Origin of the sequence: Salinivibrio sp. MA427 (assembly GCF_001996115.1) — a bacterium.
Taxonomy (GTDB): domain Bacteria; phylum Pseudomonadota; class Gammaproteobacteria; order Enterobacterales; family Vibrionaceae; genus Salinivibrio; species Salinivibrio costicola.
Genome location: NZ_MUFH01000035.1, coordinates 1 through 14,734, shown reverse-complemented (window position 1 = coordinate 14,734; position 14,734 = coordinate 1). Strand labels below are relative to the sequence as shown.

Genomic DNA, 14,734 nt, shown 5'->3' with positions numbered 1-14,734 from the left:
GAACGATATGGTCGGGTTGTAATTTTATAATGATAAATAAGGAGAACAAGATGCGTCGTCAACACGGTTTTACCCTGCTCGAAGTGATGGTCGTGGTGGTGATTATTGGCTTATTAGCAAGCTTTGTCGCCCCCAATTTGCTCGGTAATAAAGATAAAGCCGCGGTCAAAAAGGCGATTGCTGATGTCAGTGCGCTTGAAAATGCTCTGGACATGTACAAACTGGATAACAACCAATATCCCACCACCGATCAAGGCTTAGACGCGTTAGTGAACAAACCGCAAAGTGAGCCGGTACCGCGCAGCTATCCGGATCAAGGCTACATTAAGCGCTTGCCACAGGACCCATGGAATAACGATTATCGCTATGTCAGCCCAGGTGAACATGGGGTGATTGATATTTTCTCGTTAGGCGCGGATGGCCAAGAAGGGGGCGACGGTGTCAACCAAGACATCGGTAACTGGAACCTTAACGAGCTGCAATAAGATGCGCCAAGCGGCAGGTTTTACCCTCCTTGAGATCTTACTGGTGGTGGTCATTATCGCTGTCAGTGCCTCTGGTGTGGTGATGGTGTTGCCAGAGCCTGCCGATACCCGCGCGCAAGAAGCGGGGCAAGCGTTACACCAGCGGATGAAGCTATGGGCCGAGCAAAGCTGGCTCGAGGGGCGAACGTATGGCGTGCGCATCAATGAGCATGATTATCAGCTGTTAACATTGGGGGAAGACAAGTGGCGCCCCGTGCGCAGTGAACGCTGGGCAACCCAAGGGACCTTGCCAGCGCAAAGCCGGTTTTCTCTCACCATGGACGGCTTTGGTTGGCAGCAACAAGACCGCTTGTTCGAAGATAAGCCTCTGTTTGAGAACCTGTTTGATGACGAGGGTGAACAGCCCGTGGCCCCACCACAGATCTGGTTATTGCCCAATGGTGAACTCACCCCTTTTACCTTACGAATCGACGTAGATGGCCGGGCCGCTTGGCAGCTTAAAGCCAATGAGCTGGCACAGTTTACTTGGCAACGGGTGGAGGACCGCTGATGCATGGCAAGACGCCAAGCCCCCAAAAGGGCATGACTTTGCTTGAGGTATTGGTGGCGGTGGCCATTTTTGCCATTGCCGCGCTCAGTGTCATGAAGGCGACGGGCCAGCATACCCGTTCGCTAGGGCGTTTAGAGCAAAAAACCTTAGCGGCCATGGTGGCGGATAACCAACTTGCTGAAGTCGTGCTCAGGGCTGACGTGCCAGAAAAGGCGACGCAAGGGACCACTGAGATGGCCGGTCAGCAATGGCAATGGCAACTTACGCCGGTGGCGACCGAAACCGGCCAACTGCGAGCGGTGGATCTGTCGGTGTCCGCCGCTAAGCAGAGCGACAATCCATTGGTGACCGTGAGGACGTATGTCGAGACGCGCTGAAAAGGGATTTACGTTACTTGAAGTCTTGTTGGCGTTGGTGGTATTTGCCGGTATCAGCCTGACGGCTTATCAAGTGCTACAAACCGTACAACGCAGCAATGTGCAATCGCGTGAAGTCGGCGAAACCTTGCAGCGGTTGCAACGTGCGTTAGTGATCATGGACAGTGACTTTCGTCAAATGGCCGCGCGTCGTCAGCGTATCGACGGTCAAACACCGACCGAGCGATTACTGATTGCCGGACGCGATGTTCTCCAAAGTGAACAAATGGGTATACGTTTTACGCGTACCGGTTGGATTAATCCGCAAGCGCGTTTTCCTCGCGGTGAAGTCGTCGCGGTTGGCTACCGACAACGGGACGGTCACTTAGAGCGCCTGCGTTGGCGCTATCCGGATCAGGCCGCAGGTGATGAGCCAGCGGTGGCCACCTTGCTCAGTGATATCAAAGCGCTCACGTTTCGGTTTTACGTGGAAGACAATTGGCAAGAAAGCTATAACACGGCCCATGCTTTGCCCAAAGCGGTGCAAGTACGCTTTACTCATCCGCGTTACGGGCGATTAGTCCGGACGTATTTGCTGGCGGGGCAAACGTTACCCGCGCCGCTGCAGCGGGAGGCACAATGACCCAACAGCGAGGCGCGGCGCTTCTTATCGTGATGATGATCATGGCGCTGATGACAGCGATTGCTGGCAGCATGGCGTCACGATTGTTTACCAATTACCATCGGGCGGAAAACCAGCTCCATTTTCAGCAAGTGTACTGGTACAGCAACGCGGTGGAAGCCCTTGCTTCTGCGGTATTACGCGAGAGTTTATCGGACAGTGACACGGTGAATGTAAACCAGGACTGGGCCCAGTCTGCGCGGACATTTCCGCTTCAAGGTGGCAAAGTTAGTGGTTACTTACAAGATGCGCAAGCCTGTTTTAACTTAAATAGTTTGCAGTTGCGAGGCGCAGCATTAGGCGGTGAGGTGCCGTATGAAGTGCGCGTACTGCGTGCTTTAATCGGTAGCCAGGTCGACGATAGTTATCAAGCCGATGTGATTGCGCAAGCGAGTCGCGATTATATTGATGAAAATAATCAGCTGGATCAATCGTTAGGCGCGGAAGATGCTCACTACGAGAGTGTCCGTCCCGCTTACGTGACGGCTGATGCCGTGATTGCCGATGTCAGTGAGTGGCGCGCTGTTCGTGGGGTCAACGCTGAGGTCTTTCGCCAGTTATCACCGCAGCTGTGTGCGATTCCCTCTGCGGAGCTGATGGTGAACGTGAACACGTTAACGGACAAACAGGCTGCATTGCTATCGGCGTTGTTTACCCCGGCCCTGTCAGTTGAACAGGCAGAACAGGTACTGACCGAGCGCCCTGAGTCGGGTTGGAAAAGTGTCGACGATTTTATCGCTACCCTGACGCTGACTGATTTTGATGAGGCGGCGCGCAAGCAAGTGATGTCGCATTTAAGCGTGACAAGCCATTACTTTTTATTACACGCCGATGTGCACGTGGCCTCAGCCCAACGTCACATCCAGGCATTATTGCACTATCAAGACGACGGCCAAGTATCGGTTTTACGCCGTCGGTTCGGAGGAATGCGTGAGCGAGCGACTGATAATCAGGATCAGTGATGCCAGCCAACCCATTTATTGGGCGCAGGTGCGTACCAGCGATAACCAAGTGATGACGACCGGCACCTGTCAGCAGTTGTCAGCATTAACAGAACAAGCACAGACAAGACGTGTGGTCGTGCTGGTGGACAGTACCTGGCTGACGCTCACTTCGGTGACGTTACCGCCTGGCTCGCGCCGGCAACGAGACAAAGTCGTGCCCTATTTACTGGAAGAAGCATTAGCCGATGAGGTTGAGGCGGTGCATGTCACCCTGCTCGACACCCAAGAAAACACCGCTCAGGTCGCGGTGGTAGCTCATCGGCAGATGCAAGCTTGGCAGCAGGCCCTTGATGCGGCCAATATCCATGCTCGCCAGTGGATCCCGGATGTGTTGTGTTTACCTTGGCAGCCTCAAACGTTGACGCTAGCGCCACTGGCCGATCAGTGGTTGTGCCGCTATCAACCCCACCAAGGTGTGGTTGGGCAGCGCGCATGGCTTGCCTTCTGGGCACAAGCTTGGTGGCAACAGTCGGGCAATCAAACCGAGGGAGCGCGCGCGGCAGACACCGAGTCATCGACACTCAGCCTGCAGGTGTATGGCGCGCAAGACGCACACACCGAGTCGCCTTTGCCCATCGATGGCTTCCCGGTGCAGTGGCAGCAAAGTGAACCAACTATCAGTATGTTGGCCGCACAGAGTACCTCGGTGTCTGCCAATTTATTATCCGGCCCTTATCGGCCGCAAAGCCAGATGAAACAGCGATTCAAGCCGCTGATCCCCACCGCCGCACTATTGGTGATGGTGATGGCGTTGTTGGGCGGCGAGCAATGGCTGACACTTCGTGACACCCAGCAACAGGTGCAAGCGTTACGCTCACAAAGCGAAGCCTTGTTTCGTGAGACGTTACCACAATACCAACGCATTCCAACCCGCTCGTATATGGTGCGGCAAATGGACGCTGAAATCGCCCGCCTAGCCGGGCAGCAACAGGATTCCGCGCTACTGCCTTGGTTGGCACAATTAGCGCCAATGCTGGATGATGTGCCTGGCCTTGAGCTCCRGGCGCTGCGTTATCAGGGTAATCGAGACGCGTTGATTTTACGCGCTAAAGGTCGAGACTTTGCACAATTTGAGCGTTTGCGAGGAATACTGAGCGAGCATTATGCGACTGAGCTCGGCCAGCTGAACCGTAGTGGCGACGTAGTCAGTGGCGAGTTTACGTTAAGGAGCCCATCATGATGGCACGCATTCAAACCCAGTGGCAGGCGATCAGTGTGCGCGAGCAGCGGTTATTACTGATCGCGGGTGGCGTGCTGGTCGTTAGTCTTTTGTACTGGGGAGTGATCGCCCCGCTTCAGACTCAGGCCGAAAAGGCCAATACCGCGCTAGCCAGCGAGCAGCGCCTGTTGCGAGACGTTCAACAAAAGCGCACCCAAATCATGCAGATGCGGGCGCAGTCAGGAAGCGGTCATCGAGCCTCTGCAAGCCGAACACAGCCATTAAACCAAGTCATCGCGGCCAGTGCTGGGGAATTTAACCTCACAATTACGCGCTTACAACCGGGTGAAGATAGCGTGCAGCTTGGGGTTGAACCGCTGCCGTTTAACCAACTCCTCCGCTGGTTAGATCAACTGGCGAGTGTACATGGTATTCGCGTAGTGCGTTTAAGCACGGAAGCCACAGAGACGGCCGGCAAAGTTAAGGTGAATCGACTGCAGTTGGAGCGATAAAACAATGTGGAAAAAAGGCTTATTCGGCATCGGGTGTGTGCTTGTCTTTGTGGTCAGTGTTGTGGTGCATGCGCCTGCATCTTTATTACGTCTAGCGCCTTTGCCCGATGCGATACAAATCGGTGAAATCGACGGCACGGTTTGGCACGGGCAAGTCGAACAAATACGGTGGCAAAATTATACCCTAGGACCGGTGCAATGGGATGTGCAGTGGCATCGTTTAGTCACCGGCGCGACGTTTGAAGCGGCCATTCAGGTACGTAGCCCTGACGGGTTGCGAGGCAAAGGGAACCTCGGTTTTAACGGCTCGACACTGACGGTGTCACAAACGTTGGTGTCTGCGCCCGCGCAGCTATTAACAGGCGCTATCGCACTGCCCCCGGGCGTTGCGATTGATGGCACACTCGATCTGGTGCTGCGCGATGCCATCTTGGCTGAATCAGGGTGTCAGCAATTGCAAGGGCTAATCCAATGGCAGCATGCAGCATTGCAACTGCCGATGGGGCAGCTAGAAAATATTCCTGCGCAAGCCGCTTTATCCTGCGAAAATCAAGGTATTGCCGCGCACGGCGAGGGGCAGTCGGCGTCTTTAAGCAATAAGTTTTCATTGTCAATTACGCCGTCTGGGCGATACTCTGTATCGGGATGGCTAAAGCCGGGGCCTGACTATCCCGAGCCGATGAAGGCGCCATTATCTTGGTTAGGCGCGCCAGATCAACAAGGCCGCTATCGCTTTTCTTTTCGCGGCTAACAAGGCCTGATTGGCCTATCAGCAAAGGGTGGCAAATCACACTATGACGCAGCGTAAACTTCCTCAAATCCTGTCGAAACAGGTCGTCGCCGCTTCTCGTTTGTTTAAGGTGGAGTCGTTAGCGCTCACGTTTAGCAATGGCGTTGAACGTACCTATGAGCGGATGAAACCCTCAGGCCGTAATGCGGTAATGATGGTGCCGGTTACCGAGTCAGGCGATCTCTTATTAGTCCGAGAATATGCTGCTGGGACAGAGCGCTATGAATTGGGATTCCCGAAAGGCTTAATTGACCCGGGTGAAGAGGCGGCGCAAGCGGCGGTGCGTGAGCTGAAAGAAGAAATTGGCCAGGGCGCGCGCGAATTGATCCCGTTGAAAGAGGTGGTCCTCGCGCCTTCGTACTTTTCCAGCCGTATGACCTTGATGTTGGCACGTGATTTGTATCCAGAAAGCTTGGAAGGTGATGRACCCGAACCGCTTGAGATCATTCGCTGGCCGTTAGCCCAAGCGGAAGAGTTACTGACCCATGGTGATTTCTGTGAAGCGCGCAGTATTACCGCACTGATGATGGCGCTGAAGTACTTACAAGCGGAGAGGTGAGGCATGGCATTGCCTGAGTTGTTGCCCGATGTGATTGAAATAACCCGCTCAGCGGGCCAGGTTATTCTCGATATTTATCAAGACGGTGATTTTGAAGCGATCACCAAAAGTGATCAAACGCCGGTGACCAGCGCCGATTTAGCTGCCCACAAGCTGATTACGGAAAAACTCACTGCCTTGACGCCGGAGATTCCGGTATTGTCGGAAGAAGATTGCGGTGTACCCTTCAGTGATCGCCAACAATGGCAGCGCTATTGGCTGATTGATCCACTGGATGGTACCCAAGAATTTATCGCTGGCAGTGGCGATTTTGCCACTATCATTGCGCTGGTGGAAAACAACCATCCGGTGATGGGCGTGGTCTATGCGCCTGTATCGGGTGTGACCTATTATGCGTGCCAAGATAAAGGGGCGTGGAAAATCACCCCTGATGGCGATATGCATCGCATCTCGACCATGAAGCGCGACGAAGCGATTACCTCGTTATCCATTGCGATCAGTCGTCGRCAAGATATTCATGCGGTGACGGAAAAACTAGCGCCTGAAATTAATTACGATTTGATCCCTTTGGGCTCAGCCGCACTGAAAGCCTGTTTAGTGGCGGAAGGGGCGGTAGATTGTTATCTGCGTTTAGGACCGACCGGTGAGTGGGACACCGCCGCGACGCAATGCATCGTCGAACAAGCAGGTGGACGGATCCTCAGCACAGAGCTTGACCCTTTGTCGTATAACGAGCGGGATTCACTGCAAAATCCAAACTTTATTGTTCTTGGTGATGAGTCGCTAGCGTGGTCATCTATTTTACGTCGCTAGAGACACCGCAGGTGTTTGATAATACAGTCAACGGCACCGCTCTCGGTGCCGTTTTGCATGGATAAGAACAAAGCCGCTAGAACAAGCGATTGAGCCCATTAAGCGCTGCCACCCGATAGGCTTCTGCCATGGTGGGATAATTGAAGGTGGTGTTGACAAAATAATCGATGGTATTTGCCTCACCTTTTTGCTCGAAAATCGCTTGGCCAATGTGAATGATTTCCGAGGCACGTTCACCAAAGCAATGGATGCCAAGGATCTCGCGTGTTTCACGGTGAAACAGTATCTTTAAGCTACCGACATCCATCCCTGCAATTTGTGCTCGTGCTAGGTGTTTAAAAAGCGATCGGCCTACTTCGTAAGGGACTTTCTCTGCAGTGAGCTCCTGCTCGGTTTTTCCCACTGAACTGATCTCCGGAATGGTATAGATCCCAGTTGGAATATGTTCAATCAGCCGTACATTGGCATTGCCTTGACAGATGGCTTCAGCTACCACACGGCCTTGGTCGTAGGCAGCACTCGCTAAACTTGGATAACCAATGACATCACCGACCGCGTAGATGTGACCGACCTCAGTGGCATAGCTTTCGCTATCGACATCAAGTTGACCGCGAGAATTCGGTGTCAGCCCGACGGATTGAAGATTAAGTTTGTCGGTATTGCCCGCGCGTCCGTTGGCATAGAGCAAACAATCGGCTTTCATTTTTTTGCCTGACTCAAGATGGACGACCACCCCATCTTCCGTGCCTTCAATGTTTGCATAGGTCTCATCGTTACGGATCATGACGCCGCTACTGCCAAAGTGATAGGACAAGGCATCAGAGATTTCGTTATCCAAAAAGGAGAGCAAGCGGTCTCGTGTATTGATTAAATCGACCTTCACCCCTAACCCGCGAAAAATCGAGGCATATTCACTGCCAATGACCCCCGCACCATAAATGATGACATGACGAGGGTCGTGCTCAAGCGACAAAATTGAATCACTGTCGTAAATACGAGGGTGAGCAAAATCAACATCTGCCGGTTGATAAGGGCGAGAGCCGGTGGCTATCACAAAGTGATCGGCCGTGTAGGTATCTGCGCTGCCATCACTATGATGAACCGCTAATGTGTGTGCATCAATAAATGTGGCACTCCCATGTAACAAGGTACATTGGTTGCGGTCGTAAAAGCCTTGGCGCATGCGCGTTTGCTTGCCAATCACTGAATCGGCATGACTTAGAATTTGTGCAAACGTACTGTGTAGGCTCTTGGTGTTTTGGGTATAAATCGGACTTTGATTAAATTCGATGATCCGGCTAACCGTGTGGCGCAGCGCTTTGGAGGGAATCGTGCCCCAATGGGTACATCCGCCGCCAACCGTGTTTTCGCGCTCAATCACCGCGACGCGTTTGCCTGCTTTTGACAAACCCATCGCGGCCCCTTCACCGCCAGGGCCGCTACCAATAACGATCGCGTCAAAGTGATCTTTTGGGTGGGGACTCGACTTGCTCATAGGGCTCAGACCTTATTTTCATTATTGCAACATCCATTTATGACTAGTTTAACGCTTATTACCCGTAAGGTTAACTTTCGGTGCCCAATCTCTGGTGAAATTGCCGTTCGCGCGTGATGTAGGCTGGCTGATTTGCCGATAAAAATTGCGTATAGTGACACCATGGTGACCATGAGTTGGATATGATGGGGATTCGAGCAGAACAAAAAGAAAAAACGCGTCGATCTGTCATTGATGCGGCGTTTAGCCAACTCAGTGCTGAGCGTAGTTTCTCAGGCTTAAGTTTGCGCGAAGTGGCCCGTGAGGCAGGTATAGCACCGACTTCATTTTATCGTCACTTTAAAGACATGGATGAGCTCGGTTTAACCATGGTCGATGAAGGGGGCTTGTTATTGCGCCAACTGATGCGCCAAGCGCGTCAACGTATTGCCACTGAAGGCAGTGTGGTGCGTACCTCCGTCGAAACCTTTATGGAATTTATTGAAAGTAGTCCGAATGTGTTTCGATTGTTGCTCCGTGAACGGTCAGGTACATCCGCTGCGTTTCGTGCTGCGGTCGCGCGAGAAATTCAACATTTTGTTGCGGAGTTAACCGAGTATTTACAGTCTCGCACACAGCTCACGTATGAAGAAGCGTACAATCAATCTGAGGCGTGTGTGATTTTAGTCTTCAATATGGGGGCTGAGGCCCTTGATCTCGACCCGCACGCACGCGCAGAATTGGCGGAGCGAATGGTGTTACAATTGCGCATGATAGCCAAGGGAGCTTACTGGTACCGTAAAGACCGTGAGCGGCGAGCCTTACAGGAAAAACTGTCATAAACAGGTGAAAACATGGAACACGAGCAAGTCAAATCAGAACGTAAATTCTTATTGCTGGCGCTAGTCACTGGCATTTGTGGAAGTGCAACGCTAGCCACCGTCTTTTTCAGTGGCGTGGCGTTTTCGATCTTCCCCATTCTCGCATTTGTACTGGCCGTACATGCTTGTTATCAATTGCATGAACGACAGCCACTGACAGAAGGCACACCGCTGATTGCCTTTGCGTGTTTCCTAGTGGGGGCATTTGGCTATTCCGCCTTTATTCGCATGCAAATACCAGAGCTGGGCGGTAACTTCTTCTCGATCTTGGTCTCAATGGCGTTAGCTTTCTGGATTGGACATAAGTTGGGCTTTTTCAGTCGCAAACAGACTGCAGAGACGGCCTCTGATTCCTAATCACCAGGGCTAAAAACAAAAAAAAGGCGTCCCTTTCGCGAGCGACGCCTTTTTTGTTTCTGGCTTTAGCGGTTTTATAGGCGTTCTAACCACACCCCGGCTTCGGTATGGTGGGTGAACGGGAATTGATCGAACAGGGCACAACGACTAATCCGGTGGGTTTGGCCTAAGCGTTGTAAGTTCTCGAGCAAGGTTTCCGGATTGCATGAAATATACAAAATACGATCGTAGCCTTGCACCATTTTGCAGGTTTCATCATCCATGCCCGCGCGGGGTGGATCGACAAAAATGGTGTTGCACTGATAATCACTCAGCGTCACGCCTTGGTCTTGTAAGCGACGGAACTCACGCTCACCATTAATCGCTTGGGTAAACTCTTCAGCTGACATACGAACGATTTGCACGTTATCGATATGATTGGCGGCAATATTGTATTGCGCCGATTGTACCGAGGGCTTGGCAAGCTCGGTGGCTAAGACTCGACGGAAGTTTTTCGCCAGCGCCAGAGAGAAGTTGCCGTTACCACAATACAGTTCCAGCAAATCGCCCTCGCTATCTCGGGTACAATCAATCGCCCAATCCAGCATTTTTTGCGCCACTGGGCCATTGGGCTGGGTAAAACTGTTTTCAATTTGCTGGTACACCAAGGTTTGGCCATCAGCCTGTACCTTTTCTAGTACGTAATCGCGGTCTAGTACCTTTTTTTGCTTACGCGCACGGCCAATCAAGTTGAGGTTAAAGCCCTCATCATTGAGGCGTTGCTTCAGTGTCTGGACGGCCTGCTCCCACGCTTCATCTAGTTGGCGGTGGTACAGTAACGACACCAAGATCTCGCCACTTTGGGTTGACAAAAAGTCCACTTGGAACAGTTTGCGGCGCAAGGTCTCGTTGGGTTTAATTGCTTCGAGTAAGAGCGGCATCAAGTCGTTGATTAAGCGGCTCGCCACGGGAAAGGTATCAACGCGATATTTTTGTTTAGTCGCCGGGTCAAACATGATGTAGTAAAGATCATCCCCCTCATGCCATACCCGAAATTCCGCGCGCATCCGATAATGCGTCTCTGGCGAATGAAACACTTCGAGCTCAGGCGCGTGAAACGGTGCGAGTTGTTCCGTGAGTCGTTGGACTTTCTCAGCAAGCTGTGTGTCGTAGTCAACGGTTGGTTGGGCCTTGGTCATGATGGCTGCCTCAGCGATTGGAAAATGAGCGCAGATTTTAGACAAATCCCCAGCTATGTCCAGCCTTGCTCACGATTCTCCGTTATTCTATAAGGTTATCAATGGACAATATCCATCTAGATGGCTACTATCCTTGGGCGGGTAAGCGATTAGCGAGCAAACAGGCCGTAATCGCAGGAATGCGGTGAGAATCCGCAACTGACGCGCAGCGGTATCAGAGAACGACCCTAACTCGGCCCCTGGCCAGACACTGTCGCCAATACTGTTTAACAGTATGCGATGGGAAGTCGTTAGCAGTAGGCGGCGAAAGCCACGCTCTTAAGTCCGAATACAGCCCGCCCCGCAGCATTGTGCTGCATATTCTCGCGATAGGAAGGAATAACCCATGAACAAACCAATTGTGGCGAGCCTGGTGGCGGCGTCATTACTCCCCGCGAGCGCGTGGGCCGAGCAAAATACCGAAACGGTGGTGGTGATAGGGCGTAGTCATCATGCTGATACGCTCACGCAAATACCCGCAAACGTTGCTGTTATTACTCAAGAAGATATCCGCAAGAGCGGTGCGCAAGATATAACGGCCTTACTCAGGGGAAAATCAGGTATTCAGGTTTCGGATACTAATTCGGGCGCCTCTTTCGCAATGCGTGGGTTTTCTGGTAGCCAAAGCGCTCACAACACACTTGTTTTGATTGATGGTAGGCGATTAAATAAAGCCGATTTATCTAGTCCACAATTAGGCTCGATTGCTTTGAGCCAAGTCGAGCGTATTGAAATCCTTTCTGGTAGCGCGGGAGTTTTATATGGTGACCAAGCGGTAGGTGGCGTCATCAATATTATTCTAAAAAGTACAGCCAGAGAGGGAGGCCATGTTGGTGTTCGTGTTGGAGACTTTGATACCCGTGGCGCTTATGCTAGCAAATCAGGAAAGCTGAGTGACTATTGGCATTATCAAGTTTCGGCAGATTATGCAAAAACAGACAACTATCGTGAGCATAACGCGCAAGATTCGGGAGTGTTGAGTAGTCGTCTCGAATACCAACGAGATAGAGAGCGCTTCCATGCAGTCCTCAGTTACTTTGACGATGATCGTCAGTGGCCAAGCTCGCTAACTGAAAGTGAGTATCGAGCCAATCCTCGCCAGTCTAAAAGCACTCACGCTGAAGACTATGGTCATGAAATATCTCGCTCGCTTGATATTGGCTATCAGAAAGGCCTAGGAGACACATGGCAGTTATCTACTTCTTTACAGTATTCGGATACAAGCTCAAGCGCTAAAAGTTGGGGAACACCGAGTCAAGGCGAGTTAGATCAGCTAACAGTCTCCATATCAGGAGAGAAATTATTTGCGCCCAACAGGGGAGAAGAAGGGGCTTGGATCGTTGGCGTAGATTATGCCAATAATGCGTTTGACTACTTTTCCCAGAGTGCTTATAGCACTACGGATAGAGATAACCGTCAGCAACGAATGAGTGTGTTTAGTCAGCTTCATTATCCATTGTCTTCACAGACCACCCTTGTTTTGGGAGGAAGAAAGTCACGTGTAACCGATGACTTAACGGATGCAGCGACATATCCTGATGGCGAGCAATTAAAAGAACATGCTAGCGCGTTAGAGTTAGGGGTGAACCACTTTATTGACGAGATAAACCGTCTTTATATCCGTGGTGAGCAGAACTTTCGTTTTGCAAAAGTGGATGAGCAAGCGTACACCTCTCCAGGTGTGTTTGGGTTAGCACCACAAAAAGGTAAGTCTGTTGAGTTAGGTTGGCGACAAGAAGCTGAGAACTACCAAATTGGTGTGGACCTTTATCGCTTAGAAATTAATGATGAGATCTTATTTGATTCCAGTGCAACTAAGCCAGTAAGTGGCTCTTTTAATGGGGCAAATGTTAACGCAGATCGCTCTGTACGATACGGTGGAAGTATCTCTGGTCAGTTACACGTCACTCCAGCGTGGCTTGTTGTGGGTGAGTACCATTATATCGATGCTGAGTTTACGGAAGGTGATAACAAGGGTAATGCGTTGCCGTGGGTAGCGATGCATACAGCGACACTGCAAAGTACTGTCCATATTACTCGAGATGTTCTCGCATATATTGAAGGTGTTTATACTGGATCGCGCTATAAAGATGGGGATAATGCTAATAGCAAAGGAAAGCTTTCATCCTATTGGCTATCTAACTTTGGGTTACAGTATGAATTGGAACAGTGGCTAACTACATTTCGCGTAGATAACCTCTTTGACAAACAATATCCTGCTAATGCGAATGCACGGGACGCTTACTATCCAGGTGATGGGCGCCAATTGACACTGGAAGCGAGATACTTTTTCTAAACTAGCTTTAATCACGCCTTTATCGTTATGATAAGGGCGTTTTTTATTGAATGGGTGTCCCATGGCGCAGCCCAATATATTGATCTTCGACTCCGGTGTGGGGGGCTTATCGATTTATCAGTCGGTGCGAGAGCTGCTTCCTGACGCTAACTACACCTATTTGTTCGATAACGCAGCTTTCCCATACGGTGAGCTGGACGATACCCAACTCATCACTCGTGTGACTGCTTTGGTGAGTGCGGTATGTATGCAGCATGATATTGATATCGTCGTCATCGCATGTAATACCGCCTCGACGCTGGTACTGCCGCAGTTACGTGAACAGTTAGCGATTCCGGTTGTCGGCGTGGTGCCGGCGATCAAACCGGCAGCGGCGCAAAGTCAGCATAAAACGATAGGTTTGCTGGCCACACCTGCCACCGTTGCTCGTCCTTATACGAAGCAGTTGATTGCCGATTACGCCAAAGGCTGTCATATGGTGTCGGTAGGTACTACAGCTTTGGTGCATATGGCAGAGCGAAAGTTACGAGGCGAGGCCGTTAATCAAGAGGACTTAACGGCAATCTTAGCGCCGTTTACAGCCACCATCGATACGTTGGTGCTGGGATGTACGCATTTCCCCTTATTGCGAGATGAAATCCAACAAGTATTGGGTGATTCAGTGTGTTTGATTGATTCAGGCACTGCAATCGCGCGCCGCATCGTCTCACTGACGGCCACACTGAACTTATCCAGTGTTACCGCGACAACATCAGGCAATCACGCTTACGCAACGGCAACACCGATTAAGGCTGACGCGCTATCCGACTATATACAGTCGATAGGATTGACGCGCGTTAGCTATTCGCCTGCTTTTTTGGTTCGTTCGCTTCACGGACTTTAAGTGTCCGCTCGCCGTATACATTGTTATTCAGGGCGTTGATGGCATCCTCGGCATGCGCAGCGGCCATCACCACGAAACCAAAGCCTCGACGTTTGCCGGTGCGTTTATCCTTCATCAGCCGAACGGCAAAAACCTCGCCATGTTCGCTAAATAGTGTACGGACATCATTTTCATTGGCGCGATAAGGTAGGTTACCCACATACAAGGTTTTACTCTGAGGTGATTCTTCCTCGTCGTTGTTCGCGCTATGTGGTGCAGGGGCATCCTGTGTCGCTGGTTTAAAATCGGGGAGAGGAAGGTAGAGGCAAGCCAGTCCGCTGACGATTGCGCCTGCAGCGAATGTAATGGCAGGTGAACTGACCCCCATCAGGTTGACGATAATGGCGCCGAGTACGGCGATACAGATAATTAGTGCAAAATTGACTGGTGATTTCATAAGCATTATTAAAAATAGAGCGATTAAAAGTGATGACATGAACAACAAATAGGCAATGCATGTCATGAAAAGGACCAAGAAAACAGGCCAGCGTTACCTCTCAGTAAATACCACGTATCAAGAATGTTTCAAAACGCTGGTTATTCATCATTTTAGGTGGATTATTGCCCAGTCGAAATAAAAAACGTAAAAAACCCTTGTCAGTGTGATCTGTGTCGCTATACTACGCCCCACATCGACACGGCACACAGCGCAAGCGCTCAGCGCCATGTTGAAGTAA

General features: G+C 51.1%; 17 protein-coding genes and 1 riboswitch. Of the genes, 14 read left to right on the top strand and 3 right to left on the bottom strand.

All coding sequences use genetic code 11. From position 1 onward, the window contains the following. Positions 1 to 29 precede the first annotated feature (29 nt). From gspG to cysQ, 10 genes are read left to right on the top strand one after another with little or no spacing between them, the layout of a single operon-like run. On the top strand, positions 30 to 485 hold the full coding sequence (gspG, locus tag BZG79_RS04755; RefSeq protein ID WP_033379158.1) for a type II secretion system major pseudopilin GspG: 456 nt from the start codon (positions 30 to 32) through the stop codon (positions 483 to 485). Position 486: 1 nt separating this feature from the next. Then, positions 487 to 1,035: a type II secretion system minor pseudopilin GspH gene (gspH, locus tag BZG79_RS04750; RefSeq protein WP_158009991.1), complete on the top strand. Its 549-nt coding sequence runs from the start codon at positions 487 to 489 to the stop codon at positions 1,033 to 1,035. Then, positions 1,035 to 1,412 carry a type II secretion system minor pseudopilin GspI gene (gene gspI / locus BZG79_RS04745; RefSeq protein ID WP_077773837.1) on the top strand — a complete coding sequence of 126 codons (378 nt, stop codon included), beginning with the start codon at positions 1,035 to 1,037 and terminating at the stop codon, positions 1,410 to 1,412. Before gspH ends, gspI begins: the two co-directional genes overlap by 1 nt. Then, positions 1,396 to 2,034 carry a type II secretion system minor pseudopilin GspJ gene (gspJ, locus tag BZG79_RS04740; RefSeq protein ID WP_077773836.1) on the top strand — a complete coding sequence of 213 codons (639 nt, stop codon included), beginning with the start codon at positions 1,396 to 1,398 and terminating at the stop codon, positions 2,032 to 2,034. The genes gspI and gspJ overlap by 17 nt, the downstream gene beginning before the upstream one ends. Next, positions 2,031 to 3,035, top strand: a complete 1,005-nt coding sequence (gene gspK / locus BZG79_RS04735) for a type II secretion system minor pseudopilin GspK (RefSeq protein WP_077773835.1) — start codon at positions 2,031 to 2,033, stop codon at positions 3,033 to 3,035. Before gspJ ends, gspK begins: the two co-directional genes overlap by 4 nt. Then, positions 3,004 to 4,257 carry a type II secretion system protein GspL gene (gene gspL, locus BZG79_RS04730; protein WP_199877551.1) on the top strand — a complete coding sequence of 418 codons (1,254 nt, stop codon included), beginning with the start codon at positions 3,004 to 3,006 and terminating at the stop codon, positions 4,255 to 4,257. The genes gspK and gspL overlap by 32 nt, the downstream gene beginning before the upstream one ends. After that, the gene (locus BZG79_RS04725; RefSeq protein WP_077773833.1) at positions 4,254 to 4,748 is read left to right on the top strand and encodes a type II secretion system protein M; all 495 of its coding nucleotides are present in this window, start codon (positions 4,254 to 4,256) and stop codon (positions 4,746 to 4,748) included. Before gspL ends, BZG79_RS04725 begins: the two co-directional genes overlap by 4 nt. Before the next feature lie 4 nt (positions 4,749 to 4,752). Next, positions 4,753 to 5,499, top strand: a complete 747-nt coding sequence (locus tag BZG79_RS04720; protein ID WP_077773832.1) for a type II secretion system protein N — start codon at positions 4,753 to 4,755, stop codon at positions 5,497 to 5,499. A gap of 43 nt (positions 5,500 to 5,542) precedes the next feature. Then, a complete protein-coding gene (nudE, locus tag BZG79_RS04715; protein ID WP_077773831.1) occupies positions 5,543 to 6,097 on the top strand; it encodes an ADP compounds hydrolase NudE in 555 nt (184 codons plus the stop codon). Between the two features lie 3 nt (positions 6,098 to 6,100). Continuing rightward, positions 6,101 to 6,910, top strand: a complete 810-nt coding sequence (gene cysQ / locus BZG79_RS04710; RefSeq protein WP_077773830.1) for a 3'(2'),5'-bisphosphate nucleotidase CysQ — start codon at positions 6,101 to 6,103, stop codon at positions 6,908 to 6,910. 76 nt (positions 6,911 to 6,986) lie between these two features. Here cysQ and sthA read toward each other — a convergent pair whose 3' ends face one another. Then, positions 6,987 to 8,405, bottom strand: coding sequence for a Si-specific NAD(P)(+) transhydrogenase (gene sthA, locus BZG79_RS04705; protein ID WP_021022555.1), 1,419 nt, complete (start codon positions 8,403 to 8,405; stop codon positions 6,987 to 6,989). A gap of 185 nt (positions 8,406 to 8,590) precedes the next feature. Between sthA and fabR the strand changes: the two genes are divergently transcribed. Together fabR and BZG79_RS04695 are read left to right on the top strand one after the other, a co-directional pair. Continuing rightward, positions 8,591 to 9,226: an HTH-type transcriptional repressor FabR gene (fabR, locus tag BZG79_RS04700; RefSeq protein ID WP_077773839.1), complete on the top strand. Its 636-nt coding sequence runs from the start codon at positions 8,591 to 8,593 to the stop codon at positions 9,224 to 9,226. A gap of 12 nt (positions 9,227 to 9,238) precedes the next feature. Beyond that, positions 9,239 to 9,622: a YijD family membrane protein gene (locus BZG79_RS04695; RefSeq protein ID WP_021022553.1), complete on the top strand. Its 384-nt coding sequence runs from the start codon at positions 9,239 to 9,241 to the stop codon at positions 9,620 to 9,622. A 74-nt stretch (positions 9,623 to 9,696) separates the two neighbouring features. Here the strand turns inward: BZG79_RS04695 and trmA are convergent, their stop codons facing one another. Next, positions 9,697 to 10,800, bottom strand: coding sequence for a tRNA (uridine(54)-C5)-methyltransferase TrmA (gene trmA, locus BZG79_RS04690; RefSeq protein WP_077773829.1), 1,104 nt, complete (start codon positions 10,798 to 10,800; stop codon positions 9,697 to 9,699). A gap of 122 nt (positions 10,801 to 10,922) precedes the next feature. Beyond that, a riboswitch (cobalamin riboswitch) is annotated at positions 10,923 to 11,154 on the top strand. A gap of 31 nt (positions 11,155 to 11,185) precedes the next feature. Here trmA and BZG79_RS04685 point away from each other — a divergent pair. Both BZG79_RS04685 and murI read left to right on the top strand, forming a co-directional pair. Beyond that, the gene (locus BZG79_RS04685) at positions 11,186 to 13,135 is read left to right on the top strand and encodes a TonB-dependent receptor (protein WP_077773828.1); all 1,950 of its coding nucleotides are present in this window, start codon (positions 11,186 to 11,188) and stop codon (positions 13,133 to 13,135) included. Between the two features lie 61 nt (positions 13,136 to 13,196). Next, a complete protein-coding gene (gene murI / locus BZG79_RS04680; protein ID WP_077773827.1) occupies positions 13,197 to 14,018 on the top strand; it encodes a glutamate racemase in 822 nt (273 codons plus the stop codon). Here the strand turns inward: murI and BZG79_RS04675 are convergent. After that, on the bottom strand, positions 13,972 to 14,454 hold the full coding sequence (locus tag BZG79_RS04675; protein ID WP_077677047.1) for an RNA-binding protein: 483 nt from the start codon (positions 14,452 to 14,454) through the stop codon (positions 13,972 to 13,974). The two genes, murI and BZG79_RS04675, sit on opposite strands and share 47 nt — an antisense overlap. Between the last annotated feature and the right edge of the window lie 280 nt (positions 14,455 to 14,734).

What these genes read in the sequence shown, in the direction of transcription:
- gspG (WP_033379158.1), top strand. Translation starts at nt 30, where the DNA reads ATGATAAATAAGGAGAACAAGATGCGTCGTCAACACGGTTTTACCCTG.
- gspH (WP_158009991.1), top strand. Translation starts at nt 487, where the DNA reads ATGCGCCAAGCGGCAGGTTTTACCCTCCTTGAGATCTTACTGGTGGTG.
- gspI (WP_077773837.1), top strand. Translation starts at nt 1,035, where the DNA reads ATGCATGGCAAGACGCCAAGCCCCCAAAAGGGCATGACTTTGCTTGAG.
- gspJ (WP_077773836.1), top strand. Translation starts at nt 1,396, where the DNA reads ATGTCGAGACGCGCTGAAAAGGGATTTACGTTACTTGAAGTCTTGTTG.
- gspK (WP_077773835.1), top strand. Translation starts at nt 2,031, where the DNA reads ATGACCCAACAGCGAGGCGCGGCGCTTCTTATCGTGATGATGATCATG.
- BZG79_RS04725 (WP_077773833.1), top strand. Translation starts at nt 4,254, where the DNA reads ATGATGGCACGCATTCAAACCCAGTGGCAGGCGATCAGTGTGCGCGAG.
- BZG79_RS04720 (WP_077773832.1), top strand. Translation starts at nt 4,753, where the DNA reads ATGTGGAAAAAAGGCTTATTCGGCATCGGGTGTGTGCTTGTCTTTGTG.
- sthA (WP_021022555.1), bottom strand. Translation starts at nt 8,405, where the DNA reads ATGAGCAAGTCGAGTCCCCACCCAAAAGATCACTTTGACGCGATCGTT.
- fabR (WP_077773839.1), top strand. Translation starts at nt 8,591, where the DNA reads ATGGGGATTCGAGCAGAACAAAAAGAAAAAACGCGTCGATCTGTCATT.
- BZG79_RS04695 (WP_021022553.1), top strand. Translation starts at nt 9,239, where the DNA reads ATGGAACACGAGCAAGTCAAATCAGAACGTAAATTCTTATTGCTGGCG.
- trmA (WP_077773829.1), bottom strand. Translation starts at nt 10,800, where the DNA reads ATGACCAAGGCCCAACCAACCGTTGACTACGACACACAGCTTGCTGAG.
- BZG79_RS04685 (WP_077773828.1), top strand. Translation starts at nt 11,186, where the DNA reads ATGAACAAACCAATTGTGGCGAGCCTGGTGGCGGCGTCATTACTCCCC.
- murI (WP_077773827.1), top strand. Translation starts at nt 13,197, where the DNA reads ATGGCGCAGCCCAATATATTGATCTTCGACTCCGGTGTGGGGGGCTTA.
- BZG79_RS04675 (WP_077677047.1), bottom strand. Translation starts at nt 14,454, where the DNA reads ATGAAATCACCAGTCAATTTTGCACTAATTATCTGTATCGCCGTACTC.